This window comes from Thermoflexus hugenholtzii JAD2, assembly GCF_900187885.1.
GTDB classification, from domain to species: Bacteria; Chloroflexota; Anaerolineae; order Thermoflexales; family Thermoflexaceae; genus Thermoflexus; species Thermoflexus hugenholtzii.
This window is the reverse complement of record NZ_FYEK01000002.1, coordinates 94846-113037: the sequence shown is the minus strand read 5'-3', so window position 1 is coordinate 113037 and position 18192 is coordinate 94846. Positions and strand designations below refer to the sequence as shown.

17 protein-coding genes are annotated in these 18192 nt (G+C 68.2%); 10 read left to right on the top strand and 7 right to left on the bottom strand.

Translation table 11 applies throughout. From position 1 onward, the window contains the following. Position 1: 1 nt before the first annotated feature. Positions 2–1966 carry a glycosyltransferase family protein gene (locus CFB18_RS00410; protein ID WP_088569837.1) on the top strand — a complete coding sequence of 655 codons (1965 nt, stop codon included), beginning with the start codon at positions 2–4 and terminating at the stop codon, positions 1964–1966. A 52-nt stretch (positions 1967–2018) separates the two neighbouring features. Here CFB18_RS00410 and CFB18_RS00405 read toward each other — a convergent pair whose 3' ends face one another. The 3 genes from CFB18_RS00405 to CFB18_RS00395 all read right to left on the bottom strand — a co-directional run bounded on the left by CFB18_RS00405 (position 2019) and on the right by CFB18_RS00395 (position 3705). Next, positions 2019–2534: a hypothetical protein gene (locus CFB18_RS00405; protein WP_088569836.1), complete on the bottom strand. Its 516-nt coding sequence runs from the start codon at positions 2532–2534 to the stop codon at positions 2019–2021. Positions 2535–2740: 206 nt separating this feature from the next. After that, positions 2741–2995, bottom strand: coding sequence for a hypothetical protein (locus CFB18_RS00400; RefSeq protein ID WP_088569835.1), 255 nt, complete (start codon positions 2993–2995; stop codon positions 2741–2743). Beyond that, the gene (locus CFB18_RS00395; RefSeq protein WP_088569834.1) at positions 2995–3705 is read right to left on the bottom strand and encodes a helix-turn-helix domain-containing protein; all 711 of its coding nucleotides are present in this window, start codon (positions 3703–3705) and stop codon (positions 2995–2997) included. The genes CFB18_RS00400 and CFB18_RS00395 overlap by 1 nt, the downstream gene beginning before the upstream one ends. 115 nt (positions 3706–3820) lie before the next feature. Here CFB18_RS00395 and CFB18_RS00390 point away from each other — a divergent pair, with 115 nt between their 5' ends. From CFB18_RS00390 to CFB18_RS00365, 6 genes are all read left to right on the top strand, one after another. Further along, positions 3821–4720, top strand: a complete 900-nt coding sequence (locus CFB18_RS00390) for a decaprenyl-phosphate phosphoribosyltransferase (protein ID WP_200807999.1) — start codon at positions 3821–3823, stop codon at positions 4718–4720. 155 nt (positions 4721–4875) lie between these two features. Then, positions 4876–5619, top strand: a complete 744-nt coding sequence (locus tag CFB18_RS00385; protein ID WP_200807998.1) for a CoA-binding protein — start codon at positions 4876–4878, stop codon at positions 5617–5619. Between the two features lie 4 nt (positions 5620–5623). Continuing rightward, positions 5624–8290 carry a glycoside hydrolase family 3 N-terminal domain-containing protein gene (locus CFB18_RS00380; RefSeq protein WP_088569833.1) on the top strand — a complete coding sequence of 889 codons (2667 nt, stop codon included), beginning with the start codon at positions 5624–5626 and terminating at the stop codon, positions 8288–8290. 48 nt (positions 8291–8338) lie between these two features. Further along, a complete protein-coding gene (locus CFB18_RS00375) occupies positions 8339–9121 on the top strand; it encodes an enoyl-CoA hydratase-related protein (RefSeq protein WP_088569832.1) in 783 nt (260 codons plus the stop codon). Between the two features lie 328 nt (positions 9122–9449). Next, the gene (locus CFB18_RS00370; RefSeq protein ID WP_088569831.1) at positions 9450–10307 is read left to right on the top strand and encodes a 3-hydroxyacyl-CoA dehydrogenase family protein; all 858 of its coding nucleotides are present in this window, start codon (positions 9450–9452) and stop codon (positions 10305–10307) included. A 41-nt stretch (positions 10308–10348) separates the two neighbouring features. Next, the gene (locus CFB18_RS00365) at positions 10349–11119 is read left to right on the top strand and encodes a 3-hydroxyacyl-CoA dehydrogenase family protein (protein ID WP_088569830.1); all 771 of its coding nucleotides are present in this window, start codon (positions 10349–10351) and stop codon (positions 11117–11119) included. A gap of 10 nt (positions 11120–11129) precedes the next feature. Here CFB18_RS00365 and CFB18_RS00360 read toward each other — a convergent pair whose 3' ends face one another. Continuing rightward, the gene (locus tag CFB18_RS00360; RefSeq protein ID WP_159461491.1) at positions 11130–12359 is read right to left on the bottom strand and encodes a glycosyltransferase family 4 protein; all 1230 of its coding nucleotides are present in this window, start codon (positions 12357–12359) and stop codon (positions 11130–11132) included. Between the two features lie 158 nt (positions 12360–12517). Here CFB18_RS00360 and CFB18_RS00355 point away from each other — a divergent pair, with 158 nt between their 5' ends. From CFB18_RS00355 to CFB18_RS00345, 3 genes are read left to right on the top strand one after another with little or no spacing between them, the layout of a single operon-like run. Continuing rightward, entirely contained in the window at positions 12518–12724 is a 207-nt protein-coding gene (locus CFB18_RS00355) for a DUF2281 domain-containing protein (protein WP_088569828.1), read from the top strand. Continuing rightward, positions 12724–13140, top strand: coding sequence for a PIN domain-containing protein (locus CFB18_RS00350; protein WP_088569827.1), 417 nt, complete (start codon positions 12724–12726; stop codon positions 13138–13140). Before CFB18_RS00355 ends, CFB18_RS00350 begins: the two co-directional genes overlap by 1 nt. A gap of 33 nt (positions 13141–13173) precedes the next feature. Beyond that, positions 13174–14883, top strand: coding sequence for a GH39 family glycosyl hydrolase (locus tag CFB18_RS00345; protein ID WP_088569826.1), 1710 nt, complete (start codon positions 13174–13176; stop codon positions 14881–14883). Positions 14884–14954: 71 nt separating this feature from the next. Here the strand turns inward: CFB18_RS00345 and CFB18_RS00340 are convergent, their stop codons facing one another. The 3 genes from CFB18_RS00340 to CFB18_RS00330 form a co-directional block, all read right to left on the bottom strand. Continuing rightward, complete coding sequence (locus tag CFB18_RS00340; protein ID WP_088569825.1) at positions 14955–15944, bottom strand: electron transfer flavoprotein subunit alpha/FixB family protein; 990 nt, start codon at positions 15942–15944, stop codon at positions 14955–14957. A 57-nt stretch (positions 15945–16001) separates the two neighbouring features. Next, positions 16002–16796, bottom strand: a complete 795-nt coding sequence (locus tag CFB18_RS00335; protein WP_159461490.1) for an electron transfer flavoprotein subunit beta/FixA family protein — start codon at positions 16794–16796, stop codon at positions 16002–16004. Positions 16797–16911: 115 nt separating this feature from the next. After that, the gene (locus tag CFB18_RS00330) at positions 16912–18129 is read right to left on the bottom strand and encodes an acyl-CoA dehydrogenase family protein (RefSeq protein WP_088569823.1); all 1218 of its coding nucleotides are present in this window, start codon (positions 18127–18129) and stop codon (positions 16912–16914) included. Positions 18130–18192 lie beyond the last annotated feature (63 nt).

Below are 18192 nucleotides of genomic sequence, written 5' to 3'. Positions count from 1 at the left end.
CATGGCCCGGCGGATCGCGAGCGCGCTGGCCTTCTCCCTCGCGGGCCTTCTGGCGGTGTTCGCGCAGGGGCTGCTGGATGCCAGCCCCCGGGAGGCCCCGGACCCGCGGGCGTTTGGGGTTTACGCAGGGGCGCTGGCCCTGTTCCTCTGGGCCCTGCGGCAGGAGCCAGCCTGGCTGGAGGGGGAACGCCCCATCGCCCCATCCGCCAGCCCATCGATCCCCGGACGTCCTCTCTGGGCGGTCTTGAGCCTGGGGTTCAGCGCCCTGGCCTTCCTGGAGTCCGGCGGCAACCGCTTCCGGCTTCTCGGGGTGATCGCCTGGGGGCTGGCGGTGGCCGCATGGCTGGCCGCGTGGTGGGACGCGCCGCTCCCACGATGGCCCCGGGAGGGATGGCGGGTGCGGGGGTGGCATCTGGTGCTCCTGCTCGTCCTGGGGCTCGGGATCAGCTTCCGCTACTGGGATCTCTGGAACCTCCCCCTGGATGTGAACAGCGACCACGCCGAGAAGCTCCTCGACGTGCGGGACGTCCTGAACGGGGAGTATCGGATCTTTTTCCCCCGGAACACCGGGCGGGAGGCCTTCCAGTTTTATCTGGCGGCGGCGACGATCCGGCTCTTCGGGATGCCGCTGCACAAGTTCACCCTCCAGGTGGGGACGGCCTTCATCGGGGTCCTGCTCCTGCCCGCCCTCTATCTGCTCGGCGCGGCCCTGTGGGGGCGGCATGGGGGGCTATGGACGATGTTCCTGGGGGCGGTGGCCTCCTGGGCGGTGATCCCGTCCCGGGTGGGGTTGCGCTACCCCTTCCTGCCCACCTTCGCCGCCTGGTCCCTGGCCTTCCTCATCCGGGGGCTGCGCTCCGGTCGTCGGGCGGACTTCCTGGGGATGGGATTGTTCCTGGGGATCGGCCTGTATGGCTACTCCCCCTTTCGGGGGATGATCGCTGCGCTCCCGGCCGCCTTCCTGCTCGTGTGGGGGATCCGTCGGGGCTGGCGGACCGCCGAAGGGTGGCGCCAGATGCGGGATTTCATCCTCGGCATGCTCACGGCCCTCCCGGTCCTGGCCCCCATGCTCCGCTTCATTGTGGAGTCCCCGGAGATGTTCTTCTATCGCCTGATGACCCGGGTCTCCACCTGGGAGAAGCCCATCGAGGGGAACCCGCTGTGGATCCTGGCCAACAACCTGCGGCGGGCGCTGTTGATGTTCCACTGGACGGGCGACGAGGTATATGTGGCGACGATTCCCCTGCGGCCGATGCTGGATCCCGTAATGGGGGCTCTACTGGTCCTGGGTGGGGTGGCTGCATTCGGGTGGATGATCCGCCGACGGGATCCCGTCCCCCTGGCGGCGCTGGCGGCCGGTTTCGTGATGCTCTTCCCCTCGGCGTATAACCTCTCATTCCCGCGGGAGAATCCCAGCACGGTGCGGGCGGCCGGCGCCCTGCCTTCCGTCCTCACCCTCGCCGCGCTGGTCCCGGCGATGTGGACCGCATGGTGGGGCCGCGCGGGCGCGCGGCGATGGCTGGGGTGGGGGATCGCCGGGCTGCTGGTTCTTACATTGATCCGCCTGAATGCCGTGCGCGTTTTTGAGACATATGCCCAGTCTTACTGCCGCCATGTCCTGAACGCTTCCGACGCCGCGGAGATCCTGCGCGGCTTCTATGCGGGGGGCGGACCGCCTACGAACGCCTTCTATGTGGCTTATCCTTACTGGTTCGATTCCCGGCTGATCGGGATGTGGCTGGGGGATCTGGACTGGCCCTATACGGTCTGGTATGAGGATCTGCCCCATGGGGTGGCCCGGCATCGCCGGGTGCCGGGCCCCAAGCTGTATCTGGTGCATCCGGAGGACGAGGCCACCCGAGCCGTCCTGCAGGCGGCGTATCCCCGGGGGTGGTGGGCGTGGCGGCCGCGCTCCCACTGCGACGGCTTGGGGATCTGGGTTTTCCATGTCCCACCCGATTCATGAACCAAGAGGGGGACGCAGGTAGCGTCCCCCTCATCGGGCTGGATGGGATCGCTCAGGCCGGCCGCCGCTCCAGGATCCGCTCCTCCACCGGCTGGAGGATGACGCCGATCCAGAAGCCCAGCAGCATCAGTTGCGAGAAGAACATCACCAGGTTGATCCCCGAGGTGGAGGGGCTGGTGTGGCCGGCGGCCAGGCCGAAGGCGGCGTTCATGATCATCCCGCCCAGCAGGGCGATGGCCACCAGGATCCCGGCCACCCGGCGCAGGACGCCGTTCAGGCGATGGGCCAGGAAGAGCAGGTAGAGGGCGCCGGCGATCAGGCCCAGGCCAGCCAGCAGCTCGCCCCACTGGACCAAGTTGCCGAACAGCGTCGCATTGGCCGTGGCCGGGCCAGTGAGGAAGGACTTCATCCAGGGATACGGGTTCTTCTCGGCGAAGCGGGCCAGGGTCTGGGGCAGCGCCTTCACAAACCCGCCGCCGGTCTCTAGCTTCTCCAGACCGCCGCGCAGCCACTCATAGCCCAGGACGATCTGGATGAGCAGCAGCCAGATGCGCGCCATGCGCTCCATCGCAGGCCTCCTTATCAAGGATCTTTCCGCTTCTCACTCTAAGCGAAAGGGCGGAGGCCTGGTAGAGGCGGGTGTCCCAATTTTCTGGGGACATCTGTCCCGGGATCCTCGGGATTCAACGGATCTGCAGGAGCCGAGGTCCTGGGCGAAAGCCCTTCCTACCAAAGATCGATTTTTGTAGGAGCGGCTTCCGCCGCGACCTTCGCTCAGCGGCGGGGGAGGGGAAGGGAAGTGAGCCCCAGCAGGAGAAGCGCCCCCAGGAGCCCGGGGAGGACCGCCGTGGTCCCGATCTGACCGAACCCTGGGACCAGGAGACGCCCGGCGGCGTGGCCCAGGACCATCCCCAGACATCCGAGGCTCAGATCCCAGGCCAGACGGCGGGCCCCGCCGCCGGCCAGGGCGTGTCGGATCAGCCCGGCCCCTACGCCAAGGAAGAGGAGCAGAACAGGGGTGGTCCACATCACAGGGTGATCTCCAGCAGGTCCTCCGCGATGTGCCGGAGCCGATCGGCGGGCAGCTCCGACAGGCGCATAGCCAGGCGCAGGTAAGGCAGGTGCACAGGGGCGGTCACGAAGGCCCGCACCTCCGGCGGGAGCGCGCGGAACCCTTCGATCTGATCCAGCAGGATGGCGGCCTGGCCGATGGGGCTCTCGGTGTCCCGCAAGTCAGCCAGGGAAAGCCCCAGATGGGCCGCCAGACGTTCCAGTTCCGTGAGGGGGATCGGGCGCTCCCCGGATTCATAGGCGCGGAGCCGCCGGGGGGTGTATCCCAGGGCGGCGGCCACCTCCCGCAGGCTCTTCCCCGCGGCCTCCCGGGCCTGGCGCAGGATCAGCCCGATGACCCGGTGTCGGAGGGCGATGAACTCCGGAGCTGCCTGCGCCATCTCCTCCTCCGACGATGCGTTCCGCTGATCCGGATCCAGGAGGGCGGAGAGGGGCGTCTGGAAAAACCAGGCCAGGAGCTCCAGTTCGGGCAGGGTGGGGTCCTGTCGCCCGGCCTCGTAGGCCCGATAGCGGGCCGATGAGATCCCCAGCAGGGCAGCGCAGGCCTGGACCGTGCGGCCGGCCCGCTCCCGGGCCTGCCGCAGGGCGATCCCCACGATCTTCCGGCGCAACGCCAGGCGTTCCTGTTCGTCCATCGGCAGGCGATCCTCTGTGAGCTCGTAGGACACTCTCCACCAGTTCCGCTATGAGGCGGCCGTTCCGCTCAACTGTCCACTATTATAATGGGGAAAGGACGCCGGGCTGGGTTGCCCGGCTTCGGAGAAAACGTGGAGAGGGGTGGTCGTGAAGGCACTCGTCTTGCCGCAGGGCCGGACGCTGACCGCGCTGGTGCGTTCCATGCGGCCGCGCCAGTGGATCAAGAATGTGTTCATCTTCGCCCCGCTGGTGTTCGACGAGAAACTGCTCCGCCCGGAGCCGCTGGGGCGCACCGTCGCCGGCTTCCTGATCCTTTGTCTGCTCTCCGGCGCGGTTTACCTCTTTAACGACCTCCAGGATCTGGAAAGAGACCGGCAGCACCCGCGCAAGCGGAACCGCCCCCTGGCCGCCGGGGAGCTGGATCCTCGGGTGGCGTGGGGGACGATCTGGCTCATCCCCCTCGGGCTGGCTTATCCCGCCTTTGCCCTGGATCCTCTGTTCGCCCTCCTCGCCTATGTCTACTGGGGTCTTAACCTGGCCTACTCCCTCTGGCTGAAGCATCAGGTGATCCTGGATGTGCTGGCCCTGGCCAGCGGCTACGTGCTGCGGGTCGCCGCGGGCGTGCCCCTGGTTCAGGTGGAGCGGTTCTCGCCCTGGCTTTACCTGTGCACGCTGCTTCTGGCCCTCTTCATCGGTTTCGCCAAGCGGCGCCAGGAGATCATCCTGCTCGGCGAGAACGCCCGCAACCACCGAGCGATCCTGGAGGAATATACCGTCCGCTTCCTGGACGAGATGATGGGCGTGGTGATGGCCGCCACCATCGTGGCCTATTCCCTTTACACGTTCTCCGCCCCCAACCTTCCTTCCAACCACGCCATGATGTTGACCATCCCCTTCGTGCTGTATGGGATCTTCCGCTATCTTTATCTCATCCACGTCCGAGGGGAGACCGCGCCGCCGGACGAGCTGGTTTTGAAAGACCTCCCCCTTCTGCTCACCGTGATCCTCTGGGGGGTGACGGCGATCCTGATCCTCTACCTGATGTAGCCGAAAGCGAGCCCGGGAAACGCTGAGGTCTCCTCGAATCCCCGGGAGGGACTGCGCAGGAAGGTGATAAAATTGAGAAAGGTGTTTCCCGGAATCGCCTGCGCCCTCCAGAGAGGCCCCGGCTGCGGATGATCGACCCGGCGATGGAGGCGCCCATGGAACACGTGATGCAGGAAGGGACGCCGCGCATTCGTTCCCTGCAGGCCACCCCGATGCCAGACGGGCGCCGGGTGGTGGTGGAGCTGGAGCTGGAGTTCGCGCCCTCCCCTCAACGCCCGGATCTGGAGCTCATCCTTTACAACGCCCGGGGAGAGGAGGTCCACTCCCTGGCGGTCATGGAGGTGATGGAGCTCCGGCCGGCGTATGTGCTGCACCTGCGGCAACCGGATCCCGGGGCGCCTTACCAGGTGGAAGCCCGGCTCCTCGCCGGGGATCGCGTGCTGGATCGCCAGGAAACGACGGTGCGCATCCCGGAGCCGATCACCGTTCAGGACGACGAGACCCTGCGCCGCATCCTCCGGGAGGCGCGCGTGATCGCCGTGGTGGGCCTCTCCGCGGATCCCGAACGGCCCAGCCATCAGGTGGCTTCGTATCTCCAACGCCAGGGCTATCGGATCATCCCCGTGAACCCCACGATCCCGGAGGTCCTGGGGGAGCCCTCCTACCCGGATCTCCTCTCCGTCCCCGAACCGGTGGACGTGGTGGACGTTTTCCGGCCGGCCCGTTACGTCCCGGAGATCGTGGAGCAAGCCATCGCGAAAGGGGCGAAGGTGATCTGGATGCAGCTGGGGGTGATCCATTTCGAGGCCGCCCAGCGCGCCCGGGAGGCAGGCCTGCTGGTGGTGATGGACCGCTGTATGAAGATCGAGCATCAGCGCCTGTTGCGGACGGGAGCGTGAGCCGGTGGCGCGAGGGATCCGGTGGCTTCTTCTCGTGAGCCTGGCCCTGGGGCCGTTGGGCGCGGCTCCGGCCGCTGCACAGGGGGGCGAGGATGAGTTCATCGCCCGCCTGCTGGCTCAGATGCCGCCGGAGGCCAAAGTAGGGCAGCTCTTCCTGATCACCCTCCCCGGCCCGGTGGCCCGCCCGGATCATCCGCTGCGGTCGCTGCTGGAGACGCAGCGCATCGGCGGGGTGATCCTAAGCCCCGAGCAGGGAAACTTCTCCAACGTGGGAGCCACCCCTTCGGAGCTGTTCTCCATCACCGTTTCCCTGCAACAACAGGCCGCCGGGCTCACCCCATTCATCCCGCTGTTCATCGGCCTGCGGCAGCAGGGGGATGGCCCTCCCGGCTCCGCCTGGACCGCCGGGGCGATGCCGCTTCCCTCCCCCCTGGCCCTCGGCGCCACGTGGAATCCGGACCGGGCGCAGGCGGTGGGGCGGGCCCTGGGGGAGGAGCTCCGCGCGGTCGGCATCAATTTGCTCCTGGGCCCTCCCCTGGAAGTGTTGCTGGAGCCCCGGCCGGACCTCGGGGATGCGGGGGTGCAGACCTTCGGGGGGGATCCCCACTGGGTGAGCCGCATGGCCCGGGCATATCTGAGCGGCCTCGCGGAAGGAAGCGAGGGCCGGCTCCTCGTCGTCCCCGGCGCGTTCCCCGGCGAAGGACGCGCCTACGGACGGGAGGAACGGGTGGCGATCCTCACCCGGGAGGATCTGGCCGCCTTTGATCTGGTCCCCTTCATCACGCTGATGCGCACGTCCACCGAATCCGGCCGTCCGCTGCTGCGCGCCGTCCAGGTCTCCACGATGCGGGTGCGAGGCTTCGGGGGAAGCGCTCAGGAATGGACCCGTCCCCTAACGGTGGATGGGGCGGCGCTGGGCGCCCTGCTAACGTTGCCGGAGATCAAGGCCTGGCGGGAAGGCGGGGGTGTCCTGGTCTCTCCTCCCTTGGGGCACCCGGTGATCCGCAATCTGTATGCCGATGAGCGGGGAGAGGTGGATTTCCGGCGCGCGGCGCTGGAGGCCTTCTTAGCCGGGAACGATCTGATCTGGCTGGGGGCGCTCCACCCCGACCCCCAAGAGTCGGCCCGTCAGGCAGCAGCGGTCATCGCCCTCTTCCAGGAGAAATACTCCACGGATCTGGCGTTCCAGAACCTGGTCAATAGCGCTGTGGCTCGCATCCTGCGTCTGAAGTATAGCCTCTATCCGGGCTTCAGCGCCTCCATGGTGTTCCCTACCCCATTGAAACCTCCTCAGACCGTTGTGACCTCCGCCCACCTCCGGGTCGTTCGCCAGGCCTTAGAGGAGGCCCTCGTCCGCCTGCACCCCCGCGAAACCGGTCCGGTGCCCATCCCGCAGCCCGGGGAGACCTTCCTGGTGCTGGTGGACGGACGGACGGCCCGGGCCTGCGCCGCGTGCCCGGAGCAGCGGCTGTTACCCACAGAGGTGCTCACCCAGGCCATGGTGACGGCCAGCGGAGGGACCCTCGACGCCACCCGGATCACGGTGCGCACGTTCGCAGAGGCCCTCGCTTTCCTTTCTCGAGCGCCTGAGGGACCGGACCTGCAGCCGGAGTTCGATCGGGCAACCTGGGTGCTGATCGTCGCCCTGGATGAGCGCCCGGAGGATCCGGCCTCCAGCCTGCCGCATCTCCTGCTCAGCGAGCGGACGGATCTGCTGGCCGGCAAGCAGGTAGTCTTCTGGAGCCTCGGGCCGCTGTATCCGTTGACCGCCCGGGAGGTGAGCCGGCTGAGCCGCTATGAAGCGCTCTGGACGCACGTGCCCCCGGCGATAGAGATCATGGCCCAGGCCCTCTTCGGCGCCTTGAACCCCCGGAGTCGCGCGCCCCTTTCCATCGCGGCCCTCGGCTATAACCTGGCAGATCGCCTGCGGCCGGATCCCAATCAGGTGATCCCCCTGGGGGCAGGCCCACGGGAGGGGACCGTCTCTGGAACCCCGGCCCCCGTGACCGTCCGGGTTGGGGAGACGTTACGCGTCTGGGCCGGACCGATCCGCGACCGGGATGGATACCTGGTTCCGGATGGCACGCCGGTTGCCTTCACCGGCGTTTATTCCGGTCAGGGGAGCATCGGGCCCTTCGTCGTGGGAACCCGGGATGGGTTCGCGGAAGTGGACATCCCGCTGGATCGGGAGGGGATGCTGGAGATCCGGGCGGTGAGCGAGCCGGCGCGGCTCTCTTATCGATTGCAACTCCAGATCGAGCGGAACCGGGTGGGCCGCATCGCCACGGTGGTGCCGCCCACGCCGACACCCTCCCCGGAGCCGACCCGGACGCCGGTCCCCTCGCCCATGCCCACGCCTGCGGCCCCGTCGCGCCCGGGCCGGGGTCTGGGGCCGGGCCTGGCCGGGTGGTCGATCTTCGGATGGAGCGCGCTGGCCATCCTGGGGATCAGCGGCCTATCCTTCCGGCTGGGCCGACGCCGGGATCTGGATCGCGCGTGGCGGGCCGCCCTGCTCGGCTTCATCGCCGGTTGGTCCGCCTACTCCTTGCTGCTCCTCGGATCCACGACGCTGCCCATCCCGGAGCTCCCCAGGATCCTCCCGCTAACGGCCGGAGCGACGGCCCTCTTGATCGGAGGGCTTGCAGCCCTCGTCCCTTGGGGAGAACGCTGAGGATTCCTCGGGTTCGCCAAGAACAGACCCTGTAGAGGAGGTCGCGCCATGGCCTATGAGACGCTGCAGTATGAGGTTCAGGAGGGGATCGCCACCATCACCCTGAACCGACCGGATGTCCTCAACGCCTTCAACGAGCAGATGTTCCGGGAATTACAGGACGTCCTGCGGGCGGTGGAGCGGGACGAGGCGGTCCGCGTGGTGATCGTGACCGGGGCCGGGCGGGGGTTCTGCGCCGGGCAGGACCTGGCGGAGATGCGGGCGCGCTACGAGCGGCCGGAAGAGGCGATGTCCATCGGCGAGCACCTGCGTAGCCGCTACAATCCCCTGATCCTGCGCATCCGCAACACGGAGAAGCCTTTCATCGCCGCCATCAACGGGGTGGCGGCGGGCGCGGGCTGCAGCCTGGCCCTGGCCTGCGACCTGCGGGTGATGGCGGAGACGGCCTCCTTCGTCTTCAATGCCTTCGCCAAGATCGCCCTGATCCCCGATTCGGGCTCCACCTGGTTCCTGCCCCATCTGGCCGGATACGCCCGGGCCTTCGAGGCGGCCACCCTCATCGATCGGCTGGACGCTTCCCGAGCCCTGGCCTGGGGGCTGGTCAACGCGGTGGTCCCGCCGGACCAGGTGATGCTGACGGCCCAGGAGTGGGCGGCCCGGCTGCGGGAGCTGCCGGCCCGGGCGGTGGGGTTCCTGAAGCGGGCCCTCAACCGGGCGCTGGCCTTCACGCTGGAGCAGTCCCTCGATTACGAGGCCTATCTCCAGGAGGTGGCCGCCCGCACGCCGGAGCACCGGGAGCGCGTGGAGGCCTTCCTCCGCCGACGGGGATGACGGGAATGATGTCGAATTGAATTCGACCTCGGGAGGCCTGCGGCCGATGGTCGGCCTGCGCCGACCGGAAGAGCGTTCTTTGCGTCGGCGGAGGCCGAGGCCTGGCGCGAAGCGCCCTGGAAGGCTGATTTCAATCGGCGTGAAAGCCTGCGGCCGATGGCCGGCTTGGGGCGTCGAATGAATTCGACCTCGGGAGGCCTTTGGCCAGCGGTCGGCCTGCGCCGACCGGAAAGCATCTGTTGCGTCGGCGAAGGCCGACGCTTGGCGCGGAGCGCCTACGAAGGCCGATTTCAATCGGCGTGAAAGATGTCATTCGAGGTGGAGAACAATGGAGCGCGTGGGGATCATCGGGGCGGGGACGATGGGGCGAGGGATCGCGTATGTGGCGCTGACCCACGGCGCCGAGGTCGTCCTTTACGATGTCGTGGAGGAAGCGCTGGAACGCGCCCGCGCCCAGATCGAAGGATGGCTGCAGGAGGCTTTGGCGAAAGGGCGACTCGCCGAGGCGGAGGCCCGGAACGCCCTGGAGCGGCTGCGCCTCAGCGATCACCTGGAGGCCCTCGCGGCGGTCGAGGTCGTCATCGAGGCGGCCCCGGAGGATCTGAATCTTAAGCAGGAGGTCTTCCGCCGGCTCGATGACCTCTGCGCTCCCACCGCCATCCTCGCTTCCAACACCTCCTCTCTCTCCATCACGGCCCTGGGGGCCGCCACCCGTCGGCCGGAGCGAGTGGCCGGCATGCACTTCTTCAACCCGGCCCCGGTCATGCGCCTGGTGGAAGTGGTGCGAGGCCTGGCTACGTCCGAGGAAACCGTGCGGGCGCTGGTCGATCTCGCCCGGCGCTGGGGCAAAACCCCCGTGGTGGTGAAGGACACGCCGGGGTTCATCGTGAACCGGGTGGCCCGGCCCTTCTACCTGGAGGCCCTGCGCCTGGTGGGGGAGGGCGTCGCCGATCCACCCACGGTGGACCGGATCATGCGGACCCTGGGGTTCCGCATGGGGCCCTTCGAGCTGATGGATCTCATCGGGCTGGATGTCAACCTGGCGGTCAGCGAGAGCGTCTATCGGGCCTTCTTCGAGGAGCCCCGCTTTCGCCCACACCCCTTGCAGCGCCAGATGGTCCAGGCCGGCCGTCTGGGCCGCAAAACCGGGAAAGGATGGTATAACTACGAGGCCTCACCGGCCTAAGCCCGCGAGATCCCCGGATCACGGTTTGGGAGGAAGGGGGGATGGGAACCCAACCGCTGAAGGAGCGCGTGCTGATCGTGGGAGCGAGCATCTTCGCGGAGGAGATCGGCGCGTGGTGCCTGGAGAAAGGCTATCCGGCTTCCGTGTTGACTCTGGAGGGGTGGCCCGCGCCGGAGCTGCGCCCCACCTTGGAGGCGGAGGCGCGGCGGAGCGCCCTGGCGGTGGAGGCCCTGCCCTACCCCCCGGAGGCCAAGCAGGCTCTGGTGGAGATCCTGGATGCGGCCCTGCCCCCCGAGACACTGTTGCTGAGCCTCTGTCTCACCGTCTCCGCGACCCAGGTGGCGGGCTGGACCCGTCATCCGGGCCGTGTAGTAGGGTTCGCACTCCTGCCGCCCCTGAGCCTCGGGCTTCCGGTGGAGCTGGCCCGTTCCCTTCCAGGGGATACCGGAGCGCTGGAGCGGGCAAGGGCCTGGTGGCAGGCGCTGGGCCTCTCCCCCGTGGTGGTTCAGGACGCGGTGGGGATGGTGCACCCGCGCATCCTGTGTGCCCTGATCAACGAGGCGGCCTTCGCGGTGATGGAAGGAGTAGCAGCCCCTGAGGACATCGACACGGCGATGAAGCTGGGCACGAACTACCCTCGGGGGCCCCTGGAGTGGGGGGACCTCATCGGCCTGGACCTGGTGGTGGCCATCTTGGATGCCCTGGAGGCGGAGCATCGAAGCGGCGCCTATCGGGCTGCCCCCGTGCTTCGCCAGATGGTCCGGGCCGGCCTCCTCGGCCGGAAGACCGGGAGGGGTTTTTATCTCTGGTGAGGAGGGAACCTCAGGAGGGCGTCTCTTCCAGCAGGGGAATCAAGCGCTCCCGGATCAGGCGATCGGCGTCGAATTGCTGGCGGACGCGGCGGCGCAGCCGGGCCACCGGGTCCGTCTCCAGGAAGCGGGCGATGGCCGCGGCGAGGGCCTCCGGGGCGGCCTCCGTGGGAAACAGGAACACATCCTCTCGGCCCAGCTCCCGCAAGGGGGGGAGCTCCCGGGCGAACACCGGCAGACGCGCCAGCCCCGCCTCCAGGACCGGCAGCCCGAACCCCTCCTCTTCGCTGGTGAGCAGCACCGCGTCCGCCAACGTGTAGAAATCCGCCACCGCCTCCTCTGGCAGACCCTCCCCCAGATGTTCATACAGGAAGTGCGCTGCCCCCTCCAGCCCCCACGCGGCCCGCTGGGCGCGCAGCGCTTCCAGATATGCCCGGTTGGCCGGTGTGTGGGCGCCCGGCGGGCCGGTCACCACCAGCCGGGCGTCCCATCCCGTTTGCGCCCGCAGACACCGGAGGACCGCCAGGGCCTCCTCCAGTCGCTTGCGGCGGGTGATGCGGACCGGGGTCAGGAGGATGGCATCGGCGGCCATCAGGCTCAGGCGTTCCACCAGGGATCGCGTGCGGGCGCCCCAGCGGAAGAACTCCCCGAGGTCCACCCCGTTCGGGATCACGTGGATGCGCGCGGCCGGGATCCCCCAGGCGGCGGCCAGGGCCTGCCGGCGGGCCTCGGAGACCGTCACGTGGATCACCGGCCAGGGCCGAACGAGCAGCTCCCACGGCTCGCCCGGGAAACGCGGAGCGCCCGCCCGCAGGATCACCGCATCGTGATGCCATCCGATCCAGCGCCGGGGCTCCTCGGTGACCAGATCATAGAGGGCCGCAGAGAGGACGAGGTTTTTGTCCATGGTGCAGACGTTGTGAAGGATGGCCACGTCGACCCCGTGCAGGGCCTCCCGGAGGGCGCGACGCAGCCGCTCCCGCCATTGAGGGAAAGCGTCCGGGAGGCGGCCCTCCATCAGCGCCGCCTGGAGAGGGGCAATGTCTGAATGGGCCCCATACATCGGCGGGATGGCCACCGCTTCCACCCCGGGCGCATCCACGGCCGCGACGCCGGCGATGATCCGGACAGGGTAGCCGGCCGCCGCCAGGGCGCGGGCCTGGCGGGCAAGCACGGCCTCCACCCCACCGACTACCGGCGGGGCCGTGTAGTGGATCAGGGCCACGCAAGGCTTCTCCGGCATGCCGGATGCCATCCCGGGGTGCTCTTTGAGTTCCGGGTTCATTTTACCCCGGGGTTCGAGCCTGCCGGCTGCCCGGCCTCCTGCGTTCCCGGGCGCCCCCTTGGCACGCCGATGCCTTCCGGTTATGATGACCTGGAGCCTTCAAGGGGGAGGCGGCCGTGAAGACCCTGGAGGAGATGATCCGGGAGCTGCCCCCGGAGCTGCGGCAGGAGGTGGAGGATTTCGTTGAGTTCCTCCTGCAGAAGCGAGCAAAGCGCAGCCTGGAGCCGCTTCGCCTGGACTGGAAGGGCGCGCTCCAGGATCTGCGGGCCCACTTCACTGCGGTGGAACTCCAGCACAAAGCCCAGGAGTGGTGGGGGGATTAATGTTCCTCCTGGATACCAGCATATGGCTGGAGATGCTCCTGGCTCAGGAGAGAGCGGATGAGGCTGAGCGTTTGCTCCGCCAGATCGAGCCCAGCCGTGGTTTCATGAGCCAGTTTACCCTCTACTCCCTCGGGATCATCCTCTTCCGTTTTCAGCGCCATGATGCCTTCCTGCGTCTCATCGAAGATGTATTCCGGTCCGGATTCGGCCTGGTGAAGTTAGATGTCGAGGATATGCCTACCGTAGTGGAAGCCGCACGTGCATTCCGGCTGGATTTCGATGATGCGTATCAATATGTGGCGGCGGAGAAGCATGGGCTTATCCTGGTGAGCTTCGATGCGGACTTCGACCGCACGCCCCGGGGCCGTCGGACCCCCGCTCAGGTTCTGGCCGCCCTCGCCGCGGGTGGCTCCTGAGACGGCCTCAACCCAGGCGATGGAAGGAACTCCGTGTGGGCGCGCCGTGGGATCTGGATCCTGATCCTCCTGTTGCTGAGAGGCGGAGCCTGGGGGGAGGCGATCCCCACCCTCCCCTCCGGCGGGGCGGCTCCTCCGCCCAGCGGAGACTGGTGGGGGAGTCCTCAGACCCTTTCATTCCGCGTGTATCTGCCCCTCGTCGCTCGTCAGGGGCCGGAGGCTCCTCCCCGGGTGGAGTTCGGGCTGGTCTTCATCACCTCAGCGGAGTGGCCGGCTGACGCCGCCCGGTTCGATCGCGCGCGGCAGCTGGGCGCCCGGTGGGACCGCTGGCCGCTCTACTGGAGCGGGGTGGAGACCTCGCCGGGCGTCTATCAGTGGGCTTCCGTCGACACCGCCCTCCGGGACGCTCTGGCCCAGGGCTTCGAGGTTTCCCTCATCCTCCTCGGCACCCCGGGCTTCTACGCGACCGGAGGCCTCCCTCTTCGACCGCCTGTGGGCGGCTCCATCCTGCGCCGTTCGGAGGCGCGCACACCCGGGGCACCCATCGCCATTGCCGCGGCGAGCCCCCCGGCCGGCCTCTACGCTCCCATCTTCACCGACGGCACGGACCGGCCCGGCCCGAGCAAGATCATCAACCCGGAGAACCGATGGGCCGCCTTTGTCTATCAGGCCGTCGCCCGCTACCGGCCGGGCGGGGTGGCGAGTCGGGAGGTGCCCGGGTGGCCGGCCGGGCGCGGGGTGCGTGACTGGGAGATCTGGAACGAGCCCGATCTTTCGTTCTTCTGGAGTGGAAGCGCGGCGGATTACGCCCGCCTGCTCCGGGTGGCCGCCATCGCCGCCCGCCAGGCGGATCCCCAGGCCCGCATCCTGTTCGGCGGGCTGGCGATCTTCGAGAAGCCCAACTGGCTGCGCGAGGTCCTCACGATCCTCCAGAACGATCCGGATCCCCAGCTGCGGGACGCCTTCGGCTGGTATTTCGACATCCTGCCGGTCCACAGCTACAGCTACGCCTGGCAGACGTTCCGCTATCTCAATCAAGTGAAGGGGACCCTCGGGGCCTTCGGCCTCACCAAAGCGCTTTGGGTCAACGAGAGCGGGTTGCCGGTATGGGACGATCACCCGGGTCCGACGTGGGATCCGGACAGCGCCTATCGCGGGACGAAGGAGGAGGCCGCGGCGTATGTGGTGCAGAGCGCGGCCTACGCGATCTGGAGCGGGGCGCGGGTGATCTTTCACTTCATGCTGCACGATGACTGTGGAAACGGGCCAGAGGCGCACGACGCCTTCGGCCTGTATCGCAATCCCACGCCGGCGCCGTGTTATCCATCGGACGCCGGAGCGCGACCGGCCGCAGCCGCTTACCGGCTGGTGAGCACCCATCTGCGGGACGCAAAGCCCCTCTGGCGCTGGCGCTCCACGAACGGCCGGACCGACTGGGGGGCGTGCAGCGGGCAGGTGGAATGGTTCGCCTTCCAGCGACCGGACGGCGCGCGGGTGCTGCTGGCCTGGACCCGGATGGAGATCCCGGCAACCATTACGGTGACGGCGACGGCTCCCCGGGGCGTGGTTTACGACGTCCGGACCGGGGTGGCCACCTCGGTGACGCCGGTGGATGGAGTTTACACCTTCTCACTGCCGGGCGCCACCAACTACAACACGCCCACCTGGTGCAACCCGGACCGCCGGAAGCAGGGAGAGGCCGCCGTCGGCGGCCTGCCGCTCTTCCTGGTGGAAGGGCCGTAACCGATGAAACGGGAGACGGACGGCTTTGCTGCCCGTCTCCCATTTGAAGAAAGTCGGGATGGATCGATCGCTCAGCCCCGGGCTAACCCGCGGCGACGGAGCTCGGCGGTGAGGGCGGGGACGATCTTGAACAGATCGTCCACCACGCCGTAACGGGCGACCTTGAAGATCGGGGCCTCTGGGTCCTTGTTGATGGCCACGATGACCTTCACCCCCCGCAGGCCGGAGAGGTGCTGGATGGCCCCGGAGACCCCGCAGGCGATGTAGAGATCGGGGCTGATGGTCTTTCCGGTCTGGCCCACCTGATACTTATAGGGGATCCACCCGGCGTCCACCACCGCGCGGGTCGCCCCCAGGGCCGCCCCCAGGGCGCGGGCCAGCTCCCGCAGCGGCTCGAAGCCTTCCGGGCTGCCCACGCCCCGCCCGCCCCCCACCACGATGCGGGCCTCGTTCAGGCTGATCTCCCCCTCCGCCTCTTGGATCCACTCCAGGACCTGTGTGGGGAAAGCAGAGGGGTCCAGCGCCACGGCGACCGACCGGATCTCCCCCTTCCGGTTCGGATCCGGGTCCGGCCGAGGGAACGCCCGTCCCCGAACCGTGAGGATGGCCGGCGTGCGCTCGACGTAGGTCCGGGCGAACAGCTTGCCCTCATAGATCGGGCGGACCGCTGTGATCCGCTGGTCTTCCACCGAGACCTCGATCACATCCACCAGGGCGGCGGTGCCCAGCTCCGCGGCCAGCCCTCCCGCCAGCTCCCGCCCCCGGGCGGTGGAGGGGAGCAAGACCGCCTGGGGAGCCCCTTCCCGGATGTGGGGGACGAAGGCGGCGAGGTAAGGCTCTAGGCGGAAGTCCGCCAGGGCGGCGTGCTCCATCACCCGCACTTCATCCGCGCCCATGGCGATGGCTTCCTCAGCTAGGGCGGCGATCCCGTCCCCCATCAACACGGCGGTCACCGCCGTCCCCTGCGCGTCTGCCAGGCGCCGGGCGACCCCGAGGGTCTCCCAGGCGACCGAGGGGATCTTCCCCTGGAACTGCTCCAGCCAGACCCAGATGCCGCTCATGCGGATCCTCCCAGCGGGTTCGTTCCGGAAGCGTGGCCTGCCACAGCGCCTGTTCCTTTACAGCACCTTCTCCGCGAGCAGGCGATCCACCAGGATCCGGGCGATCTCCTCGGGGGACTCGCCCTGGATGAACTCACACTGGATCTCCTGCTTGGGGGGCGCGAAAACGGAGGGCCAGCGGGCGGCGGAGGCGGCCGCGCCAACCTGTTCCGGCGTCAGCCCCAGATCCGCGGCCGTCCAGACCGGGATCTGCATCCGGGCGGCCTTGCGGATGCCCATAAAGGAAGGATAGCGGGGTTCGTTCATCTGCATCGCGCTGAGGACAGCCGGAAGAGGCGCCCGCACCACCTGACGGCCCTCCTCCAGGATCCGCTCCACCACGATGGTCCGCCCGGCAGGATCGATCTCGCGGATCTTCCCCACATAGGCCAGCAGCGGCCAGCCGAGGCGGCGGGCGAGGGCGGGCGGGACCTGGGCGGAGTTCCCATCCACGCTTTCCTTGCCCATGAAGACCAGGTCCACCGCTCCCAGCTTGCGGATGGCGGCGGCCAGGATGGTAGCTGTGACCACCGTATCCGAACCCTCGAAGGCGGGGTCATGAAGGAGGATGGCTTCATCGCACCCCATGGCCACCGCTTGCTTGAGGGCCTCCTTGGCGGATTCCGGCCCCATGGTGATCACAGTGACCTTGCCGCCGAACTTCTCCTTCAACCGCAGGGACTCCTCAATAGCGAACTCGTCCCAGGGGTTCACGATCAGCGGCGCATCCCCCCACGAGATACGCCCGGACGCATCCACCGTGAGGGTCGCGGTGGTATCCGGGGTTTGCTTGATTGGCACCACGATGTGCATGGAAGCCCTCCTGTGCGCCCGGAGGATGAGAGAGCCTTCCCCGCTTCTCAGGGCCTCAGGCCCTCGAACCCACAGCACCCCGGGAGAACATGGCATGGATGTGTTCAGAGCGTGTTCAGGCCACCGCCGGCTCCGCACGCCAAACCTCGGGGTCGTAGGCGGGCAGCTCACAGCGCAGCGGGCGGTCCTTCCGGTAGCCCAGGGCGTATTCCGCCTGCAGGATGGTGTGGATCTGGCTGGTGCCCTCGTAGATCACCTCGCCCTTGGCGTTGCGCAGGTAGCGCTCCACATCGTATTCATCGCTGTAGCCGTAAGCCCCGTGGATCTGGATGGCGTCCAGGGCCGCCTGGACGGCGGCCTCGGTGGCGAACCATTTGGCCAGGCTGGTCTCCCGGGTGTTCCGCAGGCCCATGTTCTTCATCCAGCCCGCCCGCAGGTAAAGGAGGCGGGCGATCTCATAGTTGGTGGCCATCTTCGCGATCATCTCCTGGACCAGCTGGTGCTCCCCGATGCGCCGGCCGAAGGTCATCCGCTCGTTGGCGTATTTCACCGAGGCCTCCAGGCAGGCCCGGATCAGGCCGGTGGCCCCCGCCGCCACGGTGTAGCGCCCGTTGTCCAGGGCTGCCATGGCGATGTAGAAGCCCTCCCCCTCCTCCCCCAGGCGGTTCTCCACAGGCACTGGCGTGTTCTCGAAGACGATCCACCCGGTGTTCCCGGCCCGCACCCCCAGCTTGCCGTGGATCGTCCCGGTCTTCACCCCCGGGAAGGAGCGCTCCACGATGAAGGCCGACATGCCGCGGTGGCCCTTCTCCGGATCGGTCTTGGCGATCACCAGGAAGTGATCGGCCAGGTCGGCCAAGCTGATCCAGGTCTTCTCCCCGTTCAAGATGTAGACATCCCCCTGGCGTTTTGCGGTGGTGCGGATGGCCGCCGCGTCCGAGCCGGCGCCGGGCTCCGTCAGGGCGTAGGCGGCGATCTTCTCCCCCTTCGCCTGGGGGACCAGATAGCGCTGCTTCTGCTCCTCCGTCCCCCACTGCAACAGGGAGAGGGAGTTCAGGGCCACGTGGACGGACATCACCACACGCAGGGAGCTGTCGATGCGCTCCAGCTCCTCGCAAGCTAACCCCAGGGAGATGTAGTCCATGCCCGCGCCGCCGTATTTCACCGGGATGCAGATCCCCAGCAGCCCCAGGGTGGCCATACGTTCGAAGAGCCAGGGGATGGGCTTCTGAGCGCGGTCATGTTCCTTGATGACGGGGCGGACCTCCCGCTCGGCGAACTCGCGGACCATCTGCTGGACCATCCGGTGCTCATCGCTCAGACGGAAGTCCATGGGGTTTCCTCCCGAAGCGCACTTAAAGGTTCCTGCGGCTCGGGAAAGCCGCTCCGCGGACAT

Excerpts from the sequence above, each read along its gene's own strand:
- CFB18_RS00400 (WP_088569835.1), bottom strand. The coding sequence starts at position 2,995 with ATGTGGACCACCCCTGTTCTGCTCCTCTTCCTTGGCGTAGGGGCCGGG.
- CFB18_RS00330 (WP_088569823.1), bottom strand. The coding sequence starts at position 18,129 with ATGGACTTCCGTCTGAGCGATGAGCACCGGATGGTCCAGCAGATGGTC.
- CFB18_RS00350 (WP_088569827.1), top strand. The coding sequence starts at position 12,724 with ATGTTCCTCCTGGATACCAGCATATGGCTGGAGATGCTCCTGGCTCAG.
- CFB18_RS00385 (WP_200807998.1), top strand. The coding sequence starts at position 4,876 with ATGGAACACGTGATGCAGGAAGGGACGCCGCGCATTCGTTCCCTGCAG.
- CFB18_RS00360 (WP_159461491.1), bottom strand. The coding sequence starts at position 12,359 with ATGCCGGAGAAGCCTTGCGTGGCCCTGATCCACTACACGGCCCCGCCG.
- CFB18_RS00375 (WP_088569832.1), top strand. The coding sequence starts at position 8,339 with ATGGCCTATGAGACGCTGCAGTATGAGGTTCAGGAGGGGATCGCCACC.
- CFB18_RS00340 (WP_088569825.1), bottom strand. The coding sequence starts at position 15,944 with ATGAGCGGCATCTGGGTCTGGCTGGAGCAGTTCCAGGGGAAGATCCCC.
- CFB18_RS00365 (WP_088569830.1), top strand. The coding sequence starts at position 10,349 with ATGGGAACCCAACCGCTGAAGGAGCGCGTGCTGATCGTGGGAGCGAGC.
- CFB18_RS00405 (WP_088569836.1), bottom strand. The coding sequence starts at position 2,534 with ATGGAGCGCATGGCGCGCATCTGGCTGCTGCTCATCCAGATCGTCCTG.
- CFB18_RS00410 (WP_088569837.1), top strand. The coding sequence starts at position 2 with ATGGCCCGGCGGATCGCGAGCGCGCTGGCCTTCTCCCTCGCGGGCCTT.
- CFB18_RS00370 (WP_088569831.1), top strand. The coding sequence starts at position 9,450 with ATGGAGCGCGTGGGGATCATCGGGGCGGGGACGATGGGGCGAGGGATC.
- CFB18_RS00335 (WP_159461490.1), bottom strand. The coding sequence starts at position 16,796 with ATGCACATCGTGGTGCCAATCAAGCAAACCCCGGATACCACCGCGACC.